The 21,411-nt window shown below is 58.8% G+C and carries 18 protein-coding genes and 5 pseudogenes; 15 read left to right on the top strand and 8 right to left on the bottom strand.

From position 1 onward, the window contains the following. Positions 1 to 230: 230 nt before the first annotated feature. Together M3I53_RS30835 and M3I53_RS30830 are read right to left on the bottom strand one after the other, a co-directional pair. Positions 231 to 1,610 (bottom strand): hypothetical protein, encoded by a 1,380-nt coding sequence (locus tag M3I53_RS30835; RefSeq protein WP_254319606.1) that lies wholly within the window; start codon positions 1,608 to 1,610, stop codon positions 231 to 233. Between the two features lie 548 nt (positions 1,611 to 2,158). Further along, complete coding sequence (locus M3I53_RS30830; protein ID WP_254319605.1) at positions 2,159 to 2,461, bottom strand: hypothetical protein; 303 nt, start codon at positions 2,459 to 2,461, stop codon at positions 2,159 to 2,161. A 239-nt stretch (positions 2,462 to 2,700) separates the two neighbouring features. Here M3I53_RS30830 and M3I53_RS30825 point away from each other — a divergent pair, with 239 nt between their 5' ends. Then, complete coding sequence (locus M3I53_RS30825; RefSeq protein WP_254319604.1) at positions 2,701 to 3,126, top strand: hypothetical protein; 426 nt, start codon at positions 2,701 to 2,703, stop codon at positions 3,124 to 3,126. 63 nt (positions 3,127 to 3,189) lie between these two features. Here M3I53_RS30825 and M3I53_RS30820 read toward each other — a convergent pair whose 3' ends face one another. Next, positions 3,190 to 3,393, bottom strand: coding sequence for a cold-shock protein (locus M3I53_RS30820; RefSeq protein WP_012406518.1), 204 nt, complete (start codon positions 3,391 to 3,393; stop codon positions 3,190 to 3,192). 1,123 nt (positions 3,394 to 4,516) lie between these two features. Here M3I53_RS30820 and M3I53_RS30815 point away from each other — a divergent pair. The 5 genes from M3I53_RS30815 to M3I53_RS30795 all read left to right on the top strand — a co-directional run bounded on the left by M3I53_RS30815 (position 4,517) and on the right by M3I53_RS30795 (position 9,162). Next, on the top strand, positions 4,517 to 4,777 hold the full coding sequence (locus M3I53_RS30815) for a type II toxin-antitoxin system Phd/YefM family antitoxin (protein WP_069262059.1): 261 nt from the start codon (positions 4,517 to 4,519) through the stop codon (positions 4,775 to 4,777). Continuing rightward, a complete protein-coding gene (locus M3I53_RS30810) occupies positions 4,774 to 5,040 on the top strand; it encodes a Txe/YoeB family addiction module toxin (protein ID WP_302057901.1) in 267 nt (88 codons plus the stop codon). The genes M3I53_RS30815 and M3I53_RS30810 overlap by 4 nt, the downstream gene beginning before the upstream one ends. 690 nt (positions 5,041 to 5,730) lie before the next feature. Continuing rightward, on the top strand, positions 5,731 to 6,666 hold the full coding sequence (locus M3I53_RS30805) for a DUF5996 family protein (protein WP_254319603.1): 936 nt from the start codon (positions 5,731 to 5,733) through the stop codon (positions 6,664 to 6,666). A 297-nt stretch (positions 6,667 to 6,963) separates the two neighbouring features. After that, positions 6,964 to 7,602 carry a hypothetical protein gene (locus tag M3I53_RS30800; protein WP_254319602.1) on the top strand — a complete coding sequence of 213 codons (639 nt, stop codon included), beginning with the start codon at positions 6,964 to 6,966 and terminating at the stop codon, positions 7,600 to 7,602. 591 nt (positions 7,603 to 8,193) lie between these two features. Continuing rightward, the gene (locus M3I53_RS30795) at positions 8,194 to 9,162 is read left to right on the top strand and encodes an MBL fold metallo-hydrolase (protein WP_254319601.1); all 969 of its coding nucleotides are present in this window, start codon (positions 8,194 to 8,196) and stop codon (positions 9,160 to 9,162) included. A gap of 485 nt (positions 9,163 to 9,647) precedes the next feature. On the opposite strand, the pseudogene M3I53_RS30790 reads toward M3I53_RS30795, so the two are convergent. Continuing rightward, positions 9,648 to 9,887 (bottom strand): annotated as a pseudogene (locus M3I53_RS30790) (IS110 family transposase); the annotation flags it as partial. A 185-nt stretch (positions 9,888 to 10,072) separates the two neighbouring features. Here M3I53_RS30790 and M3I53_RS30785 point away from each other — a divergent pair. Further along, positions 10,073 to 10,210, top strand: a pseudogene (locus tag M3I53_RS30785) (tyrosine-type recombinase/integrase); the annotation flags it as partial. Here M3I53_RS30785 and M3I53_RS30780 read toward each other — a convergent pair. Next, positions 10,181 to 10,264: pseudogene (locus M3I53_RS30780) on the bottom strand (nucleotidyl transferase AbiEii/AbiGii toxin family protein); the annotation flags it as partial. The pseudogenes M3I53_RS30785 and M3I53_RS30780 sit on opposite strands and share 30 nt — an antisense overlap. A gap of 418 nt (positions 10,265 to 10,682) precedes the next feature. Here M3I53_RS30780 and M3I53_RS30775 point away from each other — a divergent pair. From M3I53_RS30775 to M3I53_RS30755, 6 genes and pseudogenes are all read left to right on the top strand, one after another. Then, entirely contained in the window at positions 10,683 to 10,931 is a 249-nt protein-coding gene (locus tag M3I53_RS30775; RefSeq protein ID WP_254319600.1) for an AbrB/MazE/SpoVT family DNA-binding domain-containing protein, read from the top strand. Beyond that, entirely contained in the window at positions 10,925 to 11,245 is a 321-nt protein-coding gene (locus M3I53_RS30770; RefSeq protein WP_254319599.1) for a type II toxin-antitoxin system PemK/MazF family toxin, read from the top strand. The genes M3I53_RS30775 and M3I53_RS30770 overlap by 7 nt, the downstream gene beginning before the upstream one ends. Positions 11,246 to 11,440: 195 nt before the next feature. Beyond that, on the top strand, positions 11,441 to 11,695 hold the full coding sequence (locus M3I53_RS30765; protein ID WP_254319598.1) for a hypothetical protein: 255 nt from the start codon (positions 11,441 to 11,443) through the stop codon (positions 11,693 to 11,695). Between the two features lie 10 nt (positions 11,696 to 11,705). Further along, positions 11,706 to 11,978: pseudogene (locus tag M3I53_RS38500) on the top strand (cyclic-phosphate processing receiver domain-containing protein). Positions 11,979 to 12,684: 706 nt separating this feature from the next. After that, positions 12,685 to 12,990 carry a DUF4148 domain-containing protein gene (locus tag M3I53_RS30760; RefSeq protein WP_254319597.1) on the top strand — a complete coding sequence of 102 codons (306 nt, stop codon included), beginning with the start codon at positions 12,685 to 12,687 and terminating at the stop codon, positions 12,988 to 12,990. Positions 12,991 to 13,577: 587 nt separating this feature from the next. After that, complete coding sequence (locus M3I53_RS30755) at positions 13,578 to 14,822, top strand: alginate lyase family protein (protein WP_254319596.1); 1,245 nt, start codon at positions 13,578 to 13,580, stop codon at positions 14,820 to 14,822. A 171-nt stretch (positions 14,823 to 14,993) separates the two neighbouring features. Here the strand turns inward: M3I53_RS30755 and M3I53_RS30750 are convergent. Next, positions 14,994 to 15,607 (bottom strand): annotated as a pseudogene (locus M3I53_RS30750) (tyrosine-type recombinase/integrase). A 352-nt stretch (positions 15,608 to 15,959) separates the two neighbouring features. Between M3I53_RS30750 and M3I53_RS30745 the strand changes: the two are divergent. Then, positions 15,960 to 17,183, top strand: coding sequence for a hypothetical protein (locus tag M3I53_RS30745; RefSeq protein WP_254319595.1), 1,224 nt, complete (start codon positions 15,960 to 15,962; stop codon positions 17,181 to 17,183). A gap of 139 nt (positions 17,184 to 17,322) precedes the next feature. On the opposite strand, the gene M3I53_RS30740 is transcribed toward M3I53_RS30745, so the two are convergent. Together M3I53_RS30740 and M3I53_RS30735 are read right to left on the bottom strand one after the other, a co-directional pair. After that, positions 17,323 to 19,071, bottom strand: coding sequence for a diguanylate cyclase (locus tag M3I53_RS30740; RefSeq protein ID WP_254319594.1), 1,749 nt, complete (start codon positions 19,069 to 19,071; stop codon positions 17,323 to 17,325). A gap of 423 nt (positions 19,072 to 19,494) precedes the next feature. Beyond that, positions 19,495 to 20,193, bottom strand: a complete 699-nt coding sequence (locus M3I53_RS30735; RefSeq protein WP_254319593.1) for a class I SAM-dependent methyltransferase — start codon at positions 20,191 to 20,193, stop codon at positions 19,495 to 19,497. 341 nt (positions 20,194 to 20,534) lie between these two features. Here M3I53_RS30735 and M3I53_RS30730 point away from each other — a divergent pair. Further along, the coding region (locus tag M3I53_RS30730) for an alpha/beta hydrolase (RefSeq protein WP_254319592.1) at positions 20,535 to 21,411 on the top strand (877 nt) is incomplete at its 3' end.

Raw genomic sequence — 21,411 nt, 5'->3', positions numbered from 1 at the left:
CCCCCGGCGATGGGAAGCTTCAGCGGAGCGTACCTGGATCGGAGCAAGCATGGTCCCGCGGCAACCTGGCGCCGCAGCGACAGGTGTACTCGCTGGCTGATTCGCGTGCTTTCGCAGGCATCTTAAGCGCGTAGTCGATGAATTCTGTGGTCGAACACAGAAGATGAGGAGCTCTTCCCCGGGGGCGATATTACGGGTGGCCTCGAGGAACCTGCCACGCCGCCACAGGCTCATAGAAGGATCGCCTGCTGGAGTAGTTCCAGCGCTTTCAGTTCGTCCAGGCGACCGGTGCGTGCCTTACCTGCGAGCGTCTTGATCAAGGCTTCCGCTATCGGCTCAATACCGTGAAGATTGTCCAGGCTCGTCACGGAAGCGAAGGGGAGCGCTGCCGGATTTCCCTGCGGTACTGCGGACGCGGCGAATGACTCCGGGGTTGCCGGTGTGGCTGCCGGGGCGCCCACATCACTCTCTTCAGGCAGGCGACCGGCCAAGTCGTCGGGAAAGCAATTGACAGGATGTCGCGGGCTGCTAACGATCGCCTCTTTCGCACCTGCGACTTCCACCGTAACAACTGAGGGGACCTCCGGATCGCCCGCCCGCACGCGCCGCGCGCGCGTCTTCGCGCTGGCGGCCTTCGCTGGCTCGTCATGTTTCGTTGCGGACACAAGCGAATCGCTTTGTTGAGCGGATACGCGTCCGCGCGCCGCAGGCGCAAGCATACGTGACACCGACGCTGGAATCTCGGTTTCGGAGCGCGGTGTATCCAGCCAGCCAGTTGGCAGACCAAGTCGCTCAGTGAACCGGTTTGCTTCGAAAGTGTCCATGCGCTTCTTGCCATGCAGCCGGTGGGCCATGTTGGATCCACTTAGCTCCATGACCACACCAAGTTTTGCTTTCGATCCGTTGCGACTCGTGAGAACGTGAAGGTTGGCGCGGCGGATGTTCTCAACGTCGGCGCTATCGTTCAGTGCCAGCGATTGCTGCTGGGCCGTTTCAGTAGACGTCCTGTATTTTGCACGCGAAGCTTTTCGCGGAGTCCGGGCTTTGGGCTGTCCGGACGCTTCTCCAGGACTGGTCTTGACGGACCTGGGCGTACCGCCGGTTGCTTTCCTGGGCATTTGTGCTTCCTCGGACAAACTGTCTTTAAGAGAGAGTTGCTGGTCGACGGTCAGGGCAGAAACCGGCGTGAGTGCTTCGGACTCCCCGTCTGGTCCGTCGTCTGCTTGAATGATGAAGTCGAGTGGTGATTTAAGGCGAGCGATGGTCTCGGCTGCCAGCCCGGGATTGGGCTGGTCAAAAAAACCATGCGGCAACCCGAGCGTAGTTTCCATATGAAAGGCGGTCTCGGGTGTGAACCTCTCACCCTTCATCAGTTCGGCCACGCGTGTCATGGTGGACTCAAGCGCGATGGCGATATTTTCCGCGCCCACTGCGTTGACGAGAAACTGGAACGACCGTGTCTTGAAAACGGAGGCCGTCTGTGTGGCGTCCTGGACAGGCGCCTTCACATACGGTTGTCTCTGCCGGTTGGGCAGAGACTTCTTTTCGTGGCGAGGTTGGCGTTGGCCGCTGTCGCGGGATCCCGCATATCGCCCGCGGGCTTGACTCATATAGTAGGGCTCCATGCGAGCGTTGACATCCTGAAGATGATCATTATAAACGCGGCGGCGCAGTTGATATTTGATGCGTCATTCGCACGACGATGCGTAAATGTACGCCCGGGTGAGGGGGCGGGCTCCAGGAAGTACTGGTTCTCCGTGAACGCATGTTAAATAAATAGGATAACGAATGACGAACCGCAAGAATTCAGGCAACTATTCATGGCCCCGCTTGAGGCGTCAAGGGCGATTGAGCCAGTTGACGCTGCGATGAGGGCGGGGGGCGTCGACGATGCCGACGGCAAGCGGATATTCCCTTCGAGGAGGGCGCGGTACTCCGCTTGCCACCACAAATCGTCGCATCGACGAATGGGGTGAGGGCTTGCACGACCCGCTCTTGACGCTGGTCGCCGTCGACCGGCAGGTCGACCATCCGGCCATATTCGATCGCGCCGGACTTCGCCTGACAAGTCCTTGATGAGGATTTTCAGTATTTGGGAATGGACAACATACCCGGAAACGCCAACCTTACGGTTTCCGAAATCGTCGTCCCTCCGGTGTCACGACGGCGCGAACACGACCGCGCCACGATCCTCAAAATGTTTGAAGCTCCGGATAAAACGGTGTAGCTGTCCGCCGATCTCCAGCCGGTTTCGTCCAGCGCGGGTTTGCTCAAGGATCTCTTCGGCTTGGGTCGCAGCGATGTCCCCGTGATATCTCAGGCGATCCTGATCTTGCCTTGCATCGCCAACGTACATGGCACAGACGTCATTGCATTTCTGCATCATGGTGACGCTTCCGCCAGAGTTCAGGGACAGTTCGAGATATTCGGCCAACGTCAGAAGTGACTCAGTCGTCGTCATGGCGATTCCCCTGAGAGCACGGCTCGCAGCATCGATTCACTGGGTGGTCGCATCGACACCCAGCGAGGATAGCGCCACGAACTTCCGGCACTTGCCTCGCCTGATTTAAACAATCTACGCGGCGGACGGCGTCCCGGTCACCGTGATCATGCACGGGACCGAGTGGGTTCAACACGCACGCGTCGCGAGGCGCAGTGGCCCACCACATTGAGGTGGCAGTCTGGCGCGGTTAGTGCGAATTGTCAGAAAATTATCTCGCGACAAGCGTCTGCCATGGCGACCGGCATGTTTTCGATCGTAGTGCTTCCGGTCGTGGATGGCGATTCGTCGCGGACAGTGTTGTTACCGGCGCGGAATACAACCGTTTTCCGTCACAGGATATCCGCTGTTTTGCCGGCGATGATGGATCCGGGCAGCGTGGCCGAAAGCGCGACATCAACTCTACCGCAAATGCGCGCTCTGTCCTGCGTCTTCATGCCTATGCTGCATCGAATCAATTCCCTGCCGGACAGGCGAAACGCTTGCGCTTCGGCAGATCATCCGGGGAATCGATCGATGTCGCGAGGAGGACGCCCCAGGACATCGTGTTCTGCACAAAACTACTGTTCACGCTCAAGCAGCATGGCGCGCATGTGCCGGATGCCCATCGCTTCGTTAAAGATTGATGCGCAGGGTGCAAGAAAAAGTGGCCCGCAGAACGGGCCATACATCGGGATGCGACGCTCCGGTCAGACTGGCTTGATATTTGCAGCCTGCTTGCCCTTCGGCCCCATCTTCACATCGAAGCTTACTTTCTGGTTTTCCTGCAGCGACTTGAAGCCTTCAGTCTTGATTTCGGAAAAGTGGGCGAACAGGTCTTCGCCGCCGTCATCCGGGGTGATGAAGCCAAAGCCTTTCGCATCATTGAACCATTTCACTGTGCCAGTTGCCATCTATTGAATCCTGTCGATGTTGAAACCTGAAATCGCGAGAATACGACATCGCCTGGGGGCGATCGCCCGCAAGGACGACTTTTTACCACGCCGGGATGACACCTGCCAATCAGCAAGTCCACGGACAGGACAGAGTTCGACTTTCAGAGAACCAGGCCCGGTGCAGACACTCGTCGTTCTAACCCCTGACGGCGGCACCCTATGATTGCCGCGCGGCAATTGCGATCTACCGGCAACCGGGAGTTTCAGCGAAGCCCGCAGGCTGCGCCGCGAAGGCTGATTCTGAGACGGAACAGGCAAGGCGCTTGAGAGGAGCTCATACAGATCGGGCCCGATGTGGGGTTCTCTTCTGTCGTCCTGAGCCCCAACTGGGGGCGAGAGTGTCATCAGGGTACGGGAGCGTTATCGCGACAGGAACAGGTCGGGCATGCACCTTCGCGCGGCGCTGCGGGGGCTGTGGGCGCAGCACGCAGCAAGGATAATGGCAGTAGCGCTCAATTGACGTTGTTCTAGTATCGGCAAGGGGGAATTCATGGGTATTGTTGAGAGTGAAAGCAGGCGAACTCGTCGAACGGTAGGCGAACAGCAGAAGTGATCCTGCCCGACCCGATTGCCGCTTGCACGGTTGACGCTTTCATGACTTAACGGCATCTCGCCCGGCAAGACCGGATACGGCGCCGTGCCAGCGTCCGGCTCCGCTGGCTGGCCCTTGATCCCCAACGCTCGGATTGCAGGCGCCCATGGTAGTGCTGACGAGGGGTTGCGCCAACAATCGAAGGCCACGCTTCTGTTTCGCTGTGCAACTAACGGTCCCCGTCCCCGGCCAACCCGTAACCGCCGGTTCCCCGCGCATGACCTCAGCCGGAGGGCGTTGGCGCACGGTCGTTTGCTTCTGGCTGGCCCGGGGCGCCTCCGGCGTGGATGGTCAGCGTGCCCGGATTTCTCCGGGGAAGGTACAACTGGCGGGTGTTGCCGCTTGATTTTGCGTCTCATGCGCTCCAATTTACTCGTCGCAGGAAGCTGGCGATGCGTGCAGCGGAATACGTACAAGTACTTGTACATGATTGAGGCGCGTGGTAGACTTGTACGATATTTAGTACAAATCCGCCTCGAAGGAGGATGCATGCGCACAATTCCCTTTTCGGACGCCCGCGCGAATCTGAAGCGCGTCATTGACCAGGTAGTGGATGACGTAGACGTTACGCTCATTACCCGGCGGGACGCACCCAACGCGATCGTCATGTCTCAGGAGCATTACGACAGTTTGATGGAAACGGTCCACCTGCTGCGCTCTCCGGCCAACGTAGCCCATTTGGAGCGCTCAATCGCGCAGGCAAGGTCGGGCAAGGTCAAGTCCCGCAAGCTGGTCGAAGACAGCGAATGAGCGGCGCCTTGAACATCATGTGGACCGCCGAGGCATGGGACGACTATGTCTACTGGCAGGGGCAGGATAGAAAGACGTTAAAGCGGATCAATCAACTCATCAAGGATACGCAGCGCTCCCCGTTTGAGGGCATTGGCAAGCCCGAGCCATTGAAGGAAAACCTGACGGGGTTCTCGTCACGCCGGATCGATGAGACGAATCGTCTGGTCTACGAAATAGACCGCACGCAGATCAACATCATTTCGTGTCGCTACCACTACTGATCGACTCCAGCGTCCAGCTGCATTGCGAGGCTGCCCGAATTCTCTAGGCATGCCTGCCGGGCCATCCCGGACGCGAACCGGTAAGCGGTAGATCGGAGCGCATTTGACCTGTAAGCTGTCTTTTGCTGATCTGGGGCAATTCTGCTGGGGAGCGTCGCTTCGCTTTGCGGTCGAAGCATTTGCGTCCAGGAAAGGGCAGCCGCCCATCAGTACGCGCACGCGCCTGCGCGCCGTTGACCAGGACCGGTCATCTGACGGCGCGATGTCAGATCCGGCGAAGGCTCCACCACGCATGTGGCGAGAGTCGGCGACCGACCCTCAACAGTCGTCCGCGCAGGCGCAAAGTTGATGGCCGCTTCCGGGGTCGTTCAGACGCCCCGCCTAGCCGATTTCCAAGGCATTCGACTGTCCCAAAGTAATCAGACGTAGCTCAGTCTGGACCGGCGCCCGAAGGCCTAACGACGCCAAAGCTCGTCCGTGCGGTGGGACGCATCTGAGCCGATTTGTTCTCGGTTACCTTGATAACAATAAGCGGACTATCGACCGCCGTCGCATCGGCTGAGTGCATGGTCCGACATTATCCATTTGGCAGGTGTAGTAGGAAATCTTGCGCGCACGCGCGGCTTGATTTATGGGCGCGGCGATCTACCCTTTTTAAAGTTTGCGGTAAGCATATCGGAGGGTACTGTTGTGACTTCAAGCTGGCCCGAGATTCCTTATGAACCGTGGCACGAGACATGCTCCGCGTTACACCTGTACGCACAGATCGTAGGCAAGTACCGGTTAGCGCACACGCCTTGGACAAACCACTCCTGGCACGCGACGTTCTATGTCAATACTCGTGGTCTGACGACATCGCTCGTCCCCGACGATCCGGGCGGCGTGGAGATTTGCTTCGACCTTCTAGACCATGTCATAACGGGTTCCGCCACAAACGGGCGACGGTCGCAATTTGCGCTCGAGCGTATGTCGGTAGCCGGCTTTCACACGCGGTTTGTCGATCTGCTCAGGTCACTCGGTGCCACGCCTGACGACTTTGGCAAGCCGAACGAGGTGCCCGATCCTATCCAGTTCGCGGTAGACCAAGCTGAGCGGCCTTACGACAAAGAGGCGGTTACGCGCTACTTTCAGGCGTTGGTCGCGGTCGATCGAGTCTTCAAGCGCTTCCATACTAGTTTCATCGGTAAAGCGAGCCCGGTACATCTTTTCTGGGGAAGCTTCGACTTGGCGGCAACCCGCTTTTCAGGCCGACCCGCGCCGCGCCATCCCGGCGGCATACCCGCGTTACCGGATTCGATTACACGGGAGGCCTACAGCCACGAAGTTTCATCGGCGGGCTTCTGGCCGGGCGGTAATGGCATCGATTTTCCTGCATTCTATTCTTATGCGTATCCCACACCTGATGGGTTCAACGCGGGGCGTCCGACACCGGCCGCTGCTTACTATGACGAGAAACGGGGCGAATTCGTGCTGCCCTACGATGCGGTTCGACGCTCGTCCGATCCCGAAGCTACGCTTATGGCTTTCCTTGAAAGCACCTATCAACTTGCCGCCGATCTTGGCGGCTGGGATCGTGCGGCCCTTGAATGCCCAGTCGGTACCCCTCGACAACCACGTCACGTGTGAGGGGCGCGCACCTCGCGTTTCTGGACGACGCGTTCACATTTTCCCGACCTTCGCCGAGCGTTGGTCCGCAAGTCGTCTTAGACGCTGAACTATTCGTGTACGGGTAAAGCGCTGGCCCACCGTTGCGGGCGCCAGGAGTTTGTTCTCGGTCGTGCTGGCCGACATGAACGGCAGCGCCGATTTAATGAAAGTTTTAGTGCAATTAGGGAAGGGCCGTCTTCACCGAGCTCCTCTTCCGCTGCGTCCTTTGGGTAAATTGCGGCAGGATGCGAGGGACCGTTTCCGAGGAGGATCAGCATGCCTGACGAAAACCAACAGGAAGCGCAATTCCTGACGACGGAGCACTTTGTTCTTCAAACAGCACGTACTGGAACGATTCAAGAAGGGATTGGGCGGGCCAATCTTTTCGTTGCATCGGTTTCAAGCGCTACAGTCACATTAGGATTTGTCGCACAGGTCACGCAAATGGGGGAAGCGTTTCATGTATTCGCACTCATCATTCTGCCGTCGCTTTATTTCATCGGGATCGTGACTTTTGTGCGTTCAGTTCAGGTGGCTATCGAGGATATGGTCCATGCACGGGGAATGGCTCGAATCCGGCACTATTTTGTCGAACGGTCACCGGGTGTACGACCTTACCTAATGCATTCGCCACACGACGACTACCGAGGCACGCTAAGCAGTTTTGGATTTCCGCTAACCGGTTTGCAGTCTTTTATGACTACGGCAGGAATGGTGAACGTCATCAGCAGCGTGATTGCTGGCGTCTTCGTGGCATTGACAATCAAAAGCGCGAGCAGCTTGCCGCCGTGGACGTTCACACTAGCCGGTATCATCGGCTTCTTCGCTAGTGTTTCTGTTTGTCGACAGTATCAAGTGCGTGCATGGACTAGAGCCGAGCAAAATCTCGCCGTCCTTTTCCCAAGTGAAGAATAATGCCGATGTGAATCATGAGGGCCGTTTGCTTCGCACCGTCGTCAATCCTCGGCACCGAAGTCTCGCGCGCAGTTGACATCCGGGGCCCTATTCACGACTGACGGAATGGCATTCTTCCTGGCCATCGCCAAGAAGTCCGGTGCATCGCGTTCCGTTGCGCGAATGTCCGTTGCCAAGCGGCGGATTCAACCGGTCGATGCAACACAATGAACGCCGCATGAGCGGCGGGAGTGTTGCAAATCACAGCCAGAGCCAGAAGGCGTTGATGTGGGAGCGCTGGCGCAAAGGCGAGTCTTTACAGCACATCGCCCAGCTATTTGATCGGAATCATTCGTCGGTACTGGGAATTCTGGCGCAAACTGGAGGAATCAAGCCTGCACCACGCTCGCGGCAGCCGACGCCTATCGTTTCACAGTAACAAATTGGGCGGCCCACGTCGGTCTCGATTTATCGCGGCTGCCAGTATCACTTCGTTTCAGCAGCGCGCGGCGGATCGCCCGAAAGTCCGGGAATCGCTCTTGGCGGAAGGTTTGCGACGGAACTGATCAGGTAAGGGATGGACGCGGAAACCGCGGCATTATGGAGGTGGATATGATTGAGCCGGTCGACAGCATGGAGATTACGGTCATAGTCGATAACGTGACCGATAATCTTTCATCCAATCCAGAGAATGTGGAAACGGAGCTTGCCGGGGCGTGGCGGCGCGGGATGAAATGGCTTAGCGGGAAATGTCTTTGTTGCGCCGCTCACGGCCTGTCTTGCCTGATTACAGTCCGAATTGGCGACGCATCGCACTCACTTCTGTTTGATACGGGGCCTGACGAATGGGTATTCGAACGCAATACCGTCAGGCTCGGCCTCGACCTCGGCAAGGTTGGCGCGATGGTGCTTTCACATGGACATTGGGATCATGCCGCAGCGATGCCACGGGCACTGCAGATGATAACTTTGGCGAATGGTGGAAGACCTGTCCCAACCTATATGCATCCAGAAATGTTCTTATCGCGAGCGGTCAAGACTCCGCAGGGCCGCATGATGCCGATGGAGGATATTCCAAGCCAGGAGGTGCTTGCCGGTAACGGTGCAGATCTGATTGTTACGAAAGTTGAACAGTCGGTTCTGTCGAAGTCGTTTTACGTTAGCGGCGAAATCCCGCGCTTGACAAGCTTCGAACGAGGCATGCCTGGCCAGCACAGGCTCGGTCCTGACGGCGAGTGGGAGTTGGACGAACTGCTCGTTGATGAACGATTTGTTGCCGTGCATATCGCTAACAAGGGTTTGTTTGTTTTTACAGCCTGCTCGCACGCAGGTCTCATCAACGTATTAACTCATGCACGCAATCGCTTCCCTGACCTCCCGATCTACGGGGTGCTAGGCGGTTTCCATTTGTCCGGTGCAACAGAAAGCATCATTCCAGACACTGTCGAAGCGCTAGAGCAGTTCAGTCTTAGTCTGATCGCCGCCGCACACTGCACTGGTTGGCGAGCTATGGGCGCACTGGCAGATCGCTTTAAAGACCGAGTCGTACCATCGGCGGTAGGAAAGCGTTTCCTTCTTTGACTGGAAGCGTACCGGGCTGCTGCGCCGCCGGTCTTCCTGGAGAGGCAGGCGACTATCTCGCCGTTTTGGCGATGAACGCGGTGATAGGCCCAGACGGGAGCACGAGATCAGATTTGTTTCAAGTGCCTCGTCGATTACTCAGCGGACGTCCGCTCTCCATTCGATAGGGGACGGTTATCGTGTGAAAGACCAGAGTCCGCAACGGGTCGATGGACTGATATGACTCTCTGTGTCAATCTCGATCGGTTCTCGGGTTTGGTGCATCTGAATTTCCTGAGGGCGACGTAGCAGTACGTCTCGACGGTGGGTCACACTGATATCCGCGGGTTGGTTACCGCATTACTGTGGTCCGCCCTATGAGCCTGCCGCTACCTAAAGTCGCAAGTCGCATGAGATGTGTTGCATAGTCCAATCGCGGGTTACTCGGGTGCCGGGCTACGCCGCCTTCAGGAAACTCCTCGTATCCTCGTTAATGTGATGTGGTGTCAGACTGGTCTGGCATCCTTCGGTATGGCGAGGGACATCGCCAGTCTGCTGATGTCCCAGATGAACCCAGAGAGCTCTCGCGCAACGGCAACCACACCGGTGTTCACATTCTTGCCGCGCGCTGCGAGCTTGCGATATCGCCGGCACAGTCGCAGCTGAGCATCCCATGCGCGGTCAATGATCGGTTTCGGGATTCCTTCATGGCGGCGCTGGATATCCGGGCTCACCCGGGCGGGGTACCAGCCGACAGACCAACTCCTCGGCTTCCTGAATAGCCTGTAGGGTGGGCAAACTATGTCGGGGGATGGGATGGGCTTCCTTGCGTCACGACGCGTGAGTGTCTGGCGTTCGCAAAAACTTGTTCTCGTTACCCGACATAGTCCGGAACGGCAGATAGTGGCGCCTATCTATCCAGCGACATAGGCGTCACAGCTTCGCCACCCATCTTCTGGAACAGAAGGTCGACATCCGCGTCATCCAGGTGCTGCTCGGTCACAAGAAGCTCGCGACGACCGCGCTTTACGCGCAGGTGGCGGTCCAGCGCCGCGACGAGCTTGCTTCCGTACAGCTCTGCGTCGGCGAGCGTTGGCACCTCGAAGTCGACGCGGAACATGTCCTATGCACGCGGCACGACTGCGCGCGTCACGGTCGGCGTGAGCGTGCCCCGGAGTGACGCCGCAGTCGCGGAGCAACTGCTGAAGTTGACGTCAGGGGCCAAGGAGTACAATGCAACTAACAGTCCGACTACTTCTAACCTGGAAAGCGCCTTTCGGCGACTGCGCTGCCCTGTAACAGGCATCAGCGATAGTGCCGGTGAGCACGGTTTTCATCGCGGCCGCCTTTTTGCCGCAGGCTGCTGCACATTTAACGGGCCTGGTTCGCACATGGGTCAAAGCAATCACGGGAGCGTGCTGGTGTTCCTCGAGGTCCGGCGGGGGTGCGAAAGGGCAGGTAGTGACACGCGGTCTCGCGCGTAATAACTTTGTGTTGACGTGCCACGCTTAGCGGCATAACATTGTACTTACGGAGAGCCTATGAAAACGACGATTCGCAGAATGGGTAACTCGCAAGGCGTGCTGATTCCCAAGCCCGTCCTCGCGCAGTTGGGATTGGAGAACGAAGTGGAAATGGAAGTCGAAAACGACGCAATTGTGCTGCGACGCCCCCGACACAAGCCCCGTGAAGGATGGGCGGAAGCGAGCAAGGCGCTCGCGGAGAGCGGTGATGACGAGTTGGTGATGGGCGAATTCTCCAACGTCGACGACGAGGGGCTTGCATGGTAGTGCGCGGAGACGTTTGGTTGGTCGCGCTCGATCCGACGATGGGTAGCGAAATCCAGAAAACGCGGCCCTGTGTCGTGGTCTCGCCTCCCGAAATGCACGAGCATCTGCGGACGGTCCTCGTTGCTCCAATGACCTCGAAGGGGCGGCCAGCCCCTTTTCGGATTCCGGTGACGTTCAAGCGCAAGCACGGCTTGATCCTTCTGGATCAGATGCGTGCGGTCGACAAGGTGCGACTGGTCAAGAAGGAAGGCTCAGTTGCAGATAAAACGTTGTCGGACACCCTTCGAACCTTGCAGGAAGTCTTTGCGGAATAGGCAAACGCGGGGACGCGGGAGCGAAGGCAAAGTACCTTTTCTTGACCGTCGCGGTTGCGGTGGTAGGCGTGACGTGGGTCTTGATCGATGAGAAGTCGTTCATTTTCTGCTGGTGGGTCAAACTGTCCGTCACGCCCGGAATCGGCCTCTACGATTCGATGCTCCGGGCCAGGACTGAAGCGTGATCGAAAAACGATGAATATCTCTCTTGATGCGGCAAAGGCAATCTATCGACAAGCGATCGACCCGACCGCGAGCGACGGCGAAGGTGCCAACTGGTGGGGTGAAGTTGCAGACGAAGTTCGCGATGTGGTCTCGGCCCGCACGGTAGGCGAGGCCGCCGAAGTTATAAGCTGGTGGCATGACGACTGGACACTCGTTTCTGACACGTCGCGAGACGCGGCGAAACGAATTCGAGAGGTAGCGCGGGCGCTGCGCTGCGACGCATAGGAAATCACACATGAAGGTGTTTCTTGACGATGAGCGCCCGACACCCAAGGGCTGGCTCCGCGTCTAATGGCCTGATGAAGCGATCCGACTGCTCGAATCCGGAATCGTCGAGGAAATCAGCTTAGATCACGACTTAGGTGATGACGCTCGGGATACAGGCTACGATGTCATCCTGTGGATTGAAGAGGTTGTTGCGCTACACGACAGTGTGTATCAAGGTCAACCTACTGGATGGTCATTGACCGCGGAAAACGATCGCGGCCGGAGCAACGACTGCGCGTAACGCCAGCGGACGACAGCGAAGAGACGGTGCTGGAGACCAGTCAGGAGGGCAGTGGGGCAGCAGGAGAAACTGCGTCCGCCTTGCCAGCCGGGTCAGCGCCCATGCCGCGCCCCTCGGTTGGACGCGGGCGACGTTCGCTGAATATTCGGGCCCCGACCGCGGGACCCTAACTGTGACAGTTGACCTGTAATGTCAAGATTCGCGTGGCGAACCGCTTGACGCGTCGTGCATCTCGGGCGAGTCGGTGATCAGGACTCCTGCAGCGTAGTCAGGCAATGGACGCGCCCCAACGAGGGAAGCGCTTCGGTGCGCAAGCGATCGAGTCATCTCGCGTCGTTGGTATCTCTCGGGCCGTATCAGGCCGCAGGGCGGGTTTTGAAGAGGACGGGTCATTCCGTACCGTTGCTCGACGACAAGTTATCGGCCATTGCTGACGCTCAGGTGTCACCATTCGTGAGGCAGCTTCAGGTTGCACTCCCGTCATTCGAACCGCCACGACCGCGAATGTCAGGTCTCACTGTCAGCGGATGCGTACTTGCGACCCTGAACTGCCCTTCGATCCAGCGCAGACTCAGCGGCGGGTTTCAGGTGTATTCAGGTCACCTGTCTCTCCCTTTTAAGCCGATGAACGCTCACCTTCGCAGGCATCGCACCGTCGAGCGTATCATCGTCCGTACTGCGTTGCCTCACAGAAGGGGGACGTGACATGAAGAACTCGCCGAGGGTCTGGCCGATAATTTCCGCGTTGACGATCTTGCTCGCTGGCATCGCCCCAGGAGCCATGGCGCAAGGCGCGACACATCTGAGCGCAAAGCAATGCCGCGATCTCGCCGCTATCAAGAACCACGCGCCCGTCACAAAAGAGCAAAACCAGAGTGAACTGGCCGCGCTGAGGAAGGCTGGGTACGACCCAAGAAGGTTCGATCCGCACTATCCGCAAAATCTACATGCGGCGCAGCATCAGGTCGATCGTTGGTATCAGGCGGAATGCCCTCAGGCGCAGCGCAATTGAGGCGGACAGCCGACTCGACTCGCCGCACTGTTTGCGGTTGACCTGTGGCCGATCACCGACGTGCGAGACGTTGACACGCAGGTGTGAGAACGTCTCTGGTCGACCCTAACGGGACGGTCGCCTGCGCGCAAAGCGGCCGCTCAACTCGACCGCACGGGGCCTTTACCAACGAAATGCCTGCCGGATTTAATCCCGTCATCTCTATGCTGGGCCGGAGTTTGCAAGGAGGCGCTGGTATTGATTCGCCGATGACGTTTCCCCCCTGTACGGTTATGGACCTTGTTTTCTGTTCGTCGGCTTAGTTCTTCGTTCGCCTCATGTCGTATGCCGTATACAACGCTCCCGGCATCAGCCGCATCGGCAACACATTAGCCAGGGCAACTGGGTGGCAGTGCAGTCCAACCAAGAGCGATACGCCCAGACAAGCTTGTTGGGCTCGGCCTTCCGTGCAGGGGCGTACACGGTGACGCTTCGTGTTCCGGCAACGTCAACCATTCTTCTCAGTCGTTCGTTCATCCGATGCGAGGCTTGCCCTCGGTGCAAAGCGCGAGGCACTCGTTCGTTCAATTCTTGAGGCACATCCACCCATGTCCAGAAAATCGACACTTACTGCGTCGATCGTCGCTGCGGCCAGCCTTTCGGCCTGCGTCACTCAACCGGCGAACAATTACGCTGGCGGAGACCGGCAACCCGCTCCGGTGGCCGCGCGAGGACCGTCCGATATCGAAGCGAAGCCGTTCGCGCATCCTGGGCTGCTGCACAGCGAGCAGGACTTCGAGCGTATGCGAGTCGATGTGGCGTACGGCAAACAACCTTGGCTGCAAGGTTGGCAGCGCTTGATCGCCAACCGCCACGCGTCGCTGGACTGGACTCCGCGCCCGCAAGATGCCATCTATCGCGGCAAGAACCTCGATCATGCCGAGAACTATCCGCTGCTGTTCAACGACGCGGCTGCAGCCTATGCGCTCGCGTTGCGTTGGAAAGTCTCCGGTGACGACGCCTACGCCGACAAGTCCATCGAGATCTTGAATGCCTGGTCGGGCAATCTGAAGAAGATCGATGGTAGCTCAGACAAGTTCCTCGCCTCCGGCATCTACGGCTACGAGCTGGCGAACGCTGCAGAAATTCTGCGCTCGTCGCCGCAGTGGAAAGCGGCGGATTTTCGTCGTTTCCAGTCGATGATGCTCAACGTGTTCTACACGATGAACCACGACTTCCTGACCAAGCACAACGGCACGAAGGTCGATCACTACTGGGCAAACTGGGATCTCGCCAACATGGCGTCGATGCTGGCGATTGGCGTGCTGACCGACCGCCGGGACATTTATACGGAAGCGGTCGAGTATTTCAAGCATGGCGCGGGCAACGGTTCCATCGAACACCTCGTCTGGAAACTGTATCCGAACGGGCTCGGTCAGGTTCAGGAAAGCGGCCGCGACCAAGGGCACACCATGCTCGACTTCGCACTGGCGGGTGCGTTTTGCCAGATGGCCTGGAATCAGGGAGACGATCTGTTCGGGTACGACAGCAACCGTCTGTTGAAGGGTGCCGAATATGCCGCGCAATATAACCTCGGCCAGGATGTTCCCTACACCTTGTATTCCGACAGTCTCGCGACGCAGCCAGAGATTTCGTCAGGATCAAGAGGCGACACGCGGCCGATCTGGGAATTGCTCTATAACCACTACGTGGTGCTTAGGAAACTCAAGGCGCCTGGCGTTGCCGCATATGCGCAGCGGGTGCGCCCGGAAGGCGGTGGCGGCGACTATGGTTCGACCAGCGGTGGCTTCGACCAACTTGGGTATGGCACGTTGACGTACACCCTCAAGTAGCAGATCTGCTTGGGTGCTCACTCGCAGAACTGGGGTGACTCAAAGGGGCGCGACCATTATCAGGACGTCGATGTCGACCCACCGTTCCTGGCCGGTTTCGCGCGGACGGAGGAGTGCCCAAAAGCAGCCACACGAACTTATACCCAGTCCGTGCGGCATGCGCCGGTCCCGCTAGATCTCAGTCTGCTCGGAGATCTCGAGGGCATCATCGACTTCGATCCCAAGGTATCGCACTGTACTTTCCAGCTTGCTGTGGCCAAGCAACAGCTGCACGGCCCTGAGGTTCTTTGTGCGCTTGTATATCAATGTCACTTTAGTGCGGCGCATCGAATGAGTCCCATAAATGGTTGGGTCTAACCCTGCGGCAGCCGTCCATTGATGTACCATCCGGGCGTATTGCCGGGTCGAAATGTGCGGATACGCCGAAAGTCGACTCGGGAAAAGACATTGCTCAGGCCTCAGGCAGGCCTTCTCGAGCCATGCTCCAACGGCGCACCGGGTTGGCTCGGTCAGTCAAATTGTACGGGTCGCTGGGTCTTCTGCTGAACAACCAGCGCCCTTGGCAATACCTGATTGCCGTGAGTAACGTCGCGAACTCTCAGACTGACGAGGTCACAGCCGCGCAGCTTGCTATCGATGGCCAAGTTGAACAAAGCGAGATCACGGACGGCGTGGGCGTTCTGGAGGTGGATCCTGATGGCCCAGACGTCTTTTGGCCGCAGCGGAGGCTTTTGGCCGATGAGCTTCCCTTTGTTCCATGCCTCACGGGCTTGTTCGGTCTTCATGACAGACTCCCACAGGAAGATGGGAGTTCGATTTTGTTACCCCGCTCGGGCGTCCGCTTACGATCGATTTTCCGGAGGCTTGCAACAGGCCACGAGCGGTCGGTGGCGCGAACAGTGATTCGGCCATTCAACTGGCGGCTTCGCCCAGACAACAGAGCGCCGAAGAGCGACCCGCGTCAATTACGTCCAGCGCAAGCGCTACAGCGTCCCGCCCAAATACATAAACCAGCTGGAGTCCGCCCAGCGGCACGAGGTGCAAAGGCGTCACGCGAAGCCGTACAATCGTCGGCGTCTATAACATCCGCCCGCGCATACGTGGAAGCAGGGCGGCTCAGAACCACGAGACCAGTGCATGACCACCTACCTCTACGACGAGCAGACCGCCGACTCGCCCGCAGCCTTTCAGCCAGTCGCTCTGACCGCCGGGAACGGTCACAACGAACGCTGGCTGCAAGTGCGGATTTTTGACCTACCGGCGCTTCTGCCCATGACCGAGATGTTCGGCCACGGCGAGAGCTTCGTGCCGCTCTGCCGCGAGCTCCCGCTGCGTTATGGCTCCTCGAGCGTTTTCCTCGACATCCTGGGCGTTTCCGCGACTGGCCGACTCGTGCTTGTCGAATGCAAGTTGTGGCGCAACCCCGAAGCTCGCCGCGAGGTCATTGCGCAGTTGTTCGAATATGCATCGTTGCTGTCCGAGTGGACGTATTCAGACCTTGAAGCGCGTCTCAAGAAGGCTCGTGGCCTAACTGGCGAAAATCCCATATTCGCTGCGGTCAAAGCCGTGCATCCCGAACTAAACGAGGGAGCGTTCGTCGACTCTGTGAACCGGTCGCTCGAGCGTGGTGACTTCCTCTGCGCCATCGCAGGCGACGGCATTCGTAGCGACTTACAATCGTTGCGCCGGCTGCTCACCGCGCAGGGCGGTGTGCTGTCTCAACTGGCGCTGGTTGAAGTGCGCACGTATCGCGACGGAGTTGGGCGCACGCTTCTCGTGCCGTCCGTCCCATTGCACACAGAAGTCGTGCAACGCGAGGTGCTCGTGCGCCCCGACGGCGTGCCGCTGGAGCGCACAACCGCGCTTGATGAAGCGGCGCCCGCGCTCGAGGTCATGGCTCAACCGAAGGCCATTAGCGCGTCCAAGCTCCACAACCGCGCGTTCTGGGACAAATTCATTGAGCAGGTGAAGTTCGACCACCCGGACCAGACGCCGCCCCGACACGGCGGGAACAACTTCGTCCGCCTAGACCTACCGGGCCCCGTGCAAGGGCTCGTTGCCTACCGGGAGCAGCCGGGGACGGCGGGCCTGTTCGTCAAGTTTCTGGGCGCTGACGGGCTGGAAGCGTTGCAAGCGCTCATTGAGGACCAGGCTGCGCTAGAACAGGAAGTCGGGCAGCCAATTCGATTCAAGATCAACGAAGGGCAGGATGGCGAGCGGGTAGCGGGACGCCTCAGCCTTCAGTTCGAAGCTCAAGGAGATGGGGCCGCGCGAGATGCAGAGCAACTAGCATGGCTGCTGCGCACCTGCAACGCCTTGGTGAACGCACTTCGACTCCGCCTAGGCGGTACGGGCAGGTAGAACGTCGCCTCCTTGGCGGACCGGCAAGTTGATGCCCGCGGTCGGCCAGTAAGGGCCTGTGATGTTTCGACGCTGGATGGTTGAGTTTGCGCCCAAAGCGGCCGCACATTTGTCGATGTGGTCGCGTAACACCCACCGCCTACTCTTGCTGCCTGCCCACTTCGCAGCTTCGCGCAGGCCCGTCCGCCACAACCCTGTTTCTGCCGCCCTCTTTTGCGGCGTATAGTCGCTGGTCAGCAACCGCGACCAGCGATTCAAGATCGGGACAGTTGTCAGATACCATCTCTGCTACGCCGATCGACACTGTGATCCAGATCTCGCTGCCGGGCGCAAAACGTCTCAGTTCTGCCTGGCCAGGAGTGAATGCAGTCTGAGCGACCGCCAGGCGGATGCGTTCCGCGACCCGGGCCGCATCGTCCGCGGAGGCATTGGGCAGCAGAACACAGAATTCCTCGCCTCCAAATCGAGCAACCAGATCAGGCGGACGGACGACCGCCGTGGTCACTCCGGCCAGATGCCTGAGCACCTCGTCTCCAACTGTGTGTCCCCAGACATCATTGACCCGCTTGAAGTGGTCAATGTCGATCATGAGAAACGCGACGCATCGGTCGGCGTGTCGCCCACGTGCGAATACGTTGAATTCCTCGTCCAGACGCCGACGATTCGCGAGATTAGTCAGCGGGTCCACCCGCGACAACGCCTTCAACTGGTCGCTGAGTGCGATTTGTCGGGCGAGAAGCTGGTCGACAACGAGAAGCGTGGCCCAGAGAAGAAATCCCAGCAACAACCAGATTCCGGCAAACACCGCGCTGGTCAGTCGGACTACCGCGAGGAACACTGCTTTCGCAGGGACGTAGTCGATCAGAACCAGGTCTGTGCTCGGCAGTTTCGTATAGAGAAGAAGACTCTGGTGTGCGCTCAATACGCCGCCGCCCGTCTGAAACAGCGGAGCAACAGAAAGGTCGTTCCATGGAGCAGGCAGTCTCCCGAGCCGGTTCTCGTCGGTGGCCGTGAAGGTATTCTCGCTTGTTGCGATGGCTGTCCCGTTTCGTTGCACTAACGCGTGAATCTCGTCGGGTGTGGTGTCGAGCCGCATGTAGTCCTGGACAGCGCGCTGCGGGATAACAAAGAGGATGACGCCACGAACCACGTCGTTGCGCATGACCGGTGTCCCGAAAAGCAGGCGCGGCCCTGCGGAACTCTTTCGTTCATACATCGGATCGAAAATCACGTCATAGTCCAACGGGTGTTGCCGGGAGACTTGAAGCAGCCGCGAACTGGCGAGCGATTGAACAAGGCCTACTGTCTGCTCGTCGCTCAATGCGGGGTAGGCGACCACCACGCCCGTTGCAGATACAAACGCCGTACGCTCGAGGTTGGTGCTCAACCGAAACTGGACGGAGAGCAACCTGCTCATCAGTCGGGACAGCCTCAGGTCATCGAGAAACGTTGATTCCGTCCGCTGCAGGCCCGGAATGTTCGCAAGTTGTCGCGCGCCGACGCCGCGAATGGGCACGTCACTTTCCGGAAGCCGAAGGCTCCACACCGGCTCTTCCTGCGCTTTGAGCACCGTCTGGAATGGAGCATCCAAAGCTGGGCTAAAAGGTGCAGACGGACCTGCAATCATTCGCTCGGCACTGGTGCGGAGAAACCTCAACTGCTGCTTGTTGTTTTGAACGGCGACATCCAGCGTCATGGCCTGCAGTTCGAGCCGATGCAAGCGCTGATCGAGTTCCCGCGCGCGGACAAGGAAGTATTGGTGTACTGCAAGAATTAGCGTGATCGCGAACACTGCGACGAAACACAGCACGACCGTCAGACGGGGGCGCAAACTGGCGCGGTACCAAATGGACTTCACAAGCCTGTCCGCCGGGGCGTTCGGGGGCATCCCTGTTCTCCTGCGCGCGGTCTTGGCCAAACCGGGAATTCAGTGTACCTCCACGCGCTATCTGCGGGCAGACGCACGCCCTTGGTGTCCGAGTTCTAGCGCGATGAACGACTCGTCGGAGGCGGAAATCAGATGGAAAGCGGACTGATTTTTCGAGATGCTGTAGGTCTCTTCAGGGTCGTTCACGGTCCTTTGCCGTCGCCGGTGACGTTTGTCGGTGTGAGAATAACAATTTCGAGGACCAAGGCCAGCGCAACGCGCGGACCGTGTTGGATCTTTTTTGTAGTGCGGCGCTTCCGCCCGCCGGATGAGCGACGACGGTCACTTAGCGCTTGATCGCGCGCGTCATCAGATAGTGCTGCCTCAGCATGTTGTTTTCCAGATGGCGACCAATGTAGCCGTCCAACTCGGCGCGGAAGGTCGCTAGCTTTGACTCATCGCTTTGAAAATCTGCACCATCTTTACCACCGGCCCGAGCGTCTCCTCCATCACTTTGCGATAGTGCTGTGGGCTTAATGCCGGGAAGCGCAACACGCTGCGGTCGAAAGTGATATCGCTGACCGCATCGCCGAGCCGCTGGCGCACGATATTCGGATCGCCCCATTGCGGCGGCGGCGCTGCGCCCGGGGGCGGTGGCTGGTATTTGCCAACCAGTGCAAACATTTGGCCGACAAAGTGCTCGGGCGGCCACGTCGAAAACGCGATGGTGCCGCCCGGTTTTAGTACACGCAGCATTTCGGCAATCGCCACTTCAGGCCGCGGCGCGAACATGTGGCCGTATTGGCTTAGCACTATGTCGAAGCTGGCGGCAGCATAGGGCAGCGCCTCGACGTCGCCCTCCCGGAAATCGACCTCCACATCGGCGAGTGCGGCATTCTTGTGCGCGCGCTCAATTAGCGCTGGCGCCAGATCCACGCCACTTGCACGAGCACCGAGGCGTGCTGCCGTCACCGCCACCACACCGGTGCCGCAACCAACGTCGAGTACGGAGTGTTGTGGAGACACGCGTGCATAGCGAACTAACTCGGCCGCCGGCATCGTCGTAACCACTTCCAACGGCGCAAACACCGCCCACGCTTCGCGCTGCACTGCCTTCAGTTGAGCAAAGGGATCGTCTGACATTCCGGGGTCTCCTGGCAAGAAAGCGGGATGTCGCACAGGTGATAACGAGAGACGACGATCGTTCGCACCGTGCTGCGAGGGAGGGGCTCTTAAGGCAGACCTCACTCCAAATGAACTCGGCTGGAAGAAATTAGTAAGCTGCCTGCAAACGATAGTAGGGCGCATCAGCGGCATTACCAGCCAACATCGCTGCGCGAGGCGCCAGAATCACGGCTCAGGGTCGATCTGTTGCGTTCGCCGTCGGCCCGCGTTCGGCCACAACCGGCCGTTCGAGACGCCTGCCTGAATCGTCGACAATCGCTTAAAGATCCAGCAAGATCTGCTACACGCACGGTCTTAGCATGAGCGACCATATCGCATATTGCCCGATCATAATCATGCCTGGAGACACCTTGACCATATTGCTCGTAGTAGGGATAGCTCTTGCAGTGTTCGTGCTGATTATCGGCGTCGCCATCGTATTGGTAGCGTCGCCGCCCGCGCCAAAGGAGAAGGACGTTTTCGGATTTGCCTCGCTGCATTCGGTGCCCGATAGCGATTTACCCTCGCTTTGCCGATACCCCGCCAGAGACGGCGAGCAACTAGCCTTTCGCTTCTACGCGTCCTCCGCCAACCCGATTCTAATCTTCGTGCATGGATCGTCGTATCACGGGCGCTCCTACCATGCGCTGGCTTCGGCTGTAAGCCAGGCCGGCGCGGCCAAGGTAATCCTGCCAAATCTCCGCGGACACTATCAGTCTGGCCGCCACCGGGGGGACGTTGAATACATCGGCCAACTGGAAGACGACATTGCCGATCTGATCGCCGAACTCCGGAAACAAGGGCATGGTGGCCCCGTTGTCCTCGGAGGACATTCCAGTGGTGGTGGGTTTGTTACCCGGTTCGCAGGCGGTACCCATGCCCACCTCGTTTCGCGATTCCTGCTGTCGAGTCCCGTCATTCCGACCTCCCGGACACTCAGGGATGGGTCGGGTGGCGGCTGGGCACAGCTTCACGCGCGCCGCCTGATCGGTCTGATCATCCTGAATGCACTCGGCATTCGCGGACTCAATGCGCTTCCGGTCATTGACTTTAACAAGCCCATCCGATACCGGGACGGCACCGAAACACTCTCGTACTCCTACCGCCTCAGCACGTCGTATCACCCGCGTAACCGGTACATTTCAGATCTGCGCAAATTAGCGGGCAACGCAATGATCGTCATCGGCGAGCATGACG

Origin of the sequence: Paraburkholderia sp. CNPSo 3272, from assembly GCF_024206495.1 — a bacterium.
GTDB lineage: Bacteria > Pseudomonadota > Gammaproteobacteria > Burkholderiales > Burkholderiaceae > Paraburkholderia.
Note: the sequence above shows the minus strand (reverse complement) of the source record. Positions and strands in the feature narration are given on the sequence as shown.

Excerpts from the sequence above, each read along its gene's own strand:
- M3I53_RS30835 (WP_254319606.1), bottom strand. The coding sequence starts at position 1,610 with ATGAGTCAAGCCCGCGGGCGATATGCGGGATCCCGCGACAGCGGCCAA.
- M3I53_RS30830 (WP_254319605.1), bottom strand. The coding sequence starts at position 2,461 with ATGACGACGACTGAGTCACTTCTGACGTTGGCCGAATATCTCGAACTG.
- M3I53_RS30820 (WP_012406518.1), bottom strand. The coding sequence starts at position 3,393 with ATGGCAACTGGCACAGTGAAATGGTTCAATGATGCGAAAGGCTTTGGC.
- M3I53_RS30815 (WP_069262059.1), top strand. The coding sequence starts at position 4,517 with ATGCGCACAATTCCCTTTTCGGACGCCCGCGCGAATCTGAAGCGCGTC.
- M3I53_RS30810 (WP_302057901.1), top strand. The coding sequence starts at position 4,774 with ATGAGCGGCGCCTTGAACATCATGTGGACCGCCGAGGCATGGGACGAC.
- M3I53_RS30800 (WP_254319602.1), top strand. The coding sequence starts at position 6,964 with ATGCCTGACGAAAACCAACAGGAAGCGCAATTCCTGACGACGGAGCAC.
- M3I53_RS30795 (WP_254319601.1), top strand. The coding sequence starts at position 8,194 with ATGATTGAGCCGGTCGACAGCATGGAGATTACGGTCATAGTCGATAAC.
- M3I53_RS30775 (WP_254319600.1), top strand. The coding sequence starts at position 10,683 with ATGAAAACGACGATTCGCAGAATGGGTAACTCGCAAGGCGTGCTGATT.
- M3I53_RS30770 (WP_254319599.1), top strand. The coding sequence starts at position 10,925 with ATGGTAGTGCGCGGAGACGTTTGGTTGGTCGCGCTCGATCCGACGATG.
- M3I53_RS30765 (WP_254319598.1), top strand. The coding sequence starts at position 11,441 with ATGAATATCTCTCTTGATGCGGCAAAGGCAATCTATCGACAAGCGATC.
- M3I53_RS30760 (WP_254319597.1), top strand. The coding sequence starts at position 12,685 with ATGAAGAACTCGCCGAGGGTCTGGCCGATAATTTCCGCGTTGACGATC.
- M3I53_RS30755 (WP_254319596.1), top strand. The coding sequence starts at position 13,578 with ATGTCCAGAAAATCGACACTTACTGCGTCGATCGTCGCTGCGGCCAGC.
- M3I53_RS30745 (WP_254319595.1), top strand. The coding sequence starts at position 15,960 with ATGACCACCTACCTCTACGACGAGCAGACCGCCGACTCGCCCGCAGCC.
- M3I53_RS30740 (WP_254319594.1), bottom strand. The coding sequence starts at position 19,071 with ATGCCCCCGAACGCCCCGGCGGACAGGCTTGTGAAGTCCATTTGGTAC.
- M3I53_RS30735 (WP_254319593.1), bottom strand. The coding sequence starts at position 20,193 with ATGTCAGACGATCCCTTTGCTCAACTGAAGGCAGTGCAGCGCGAAGCG.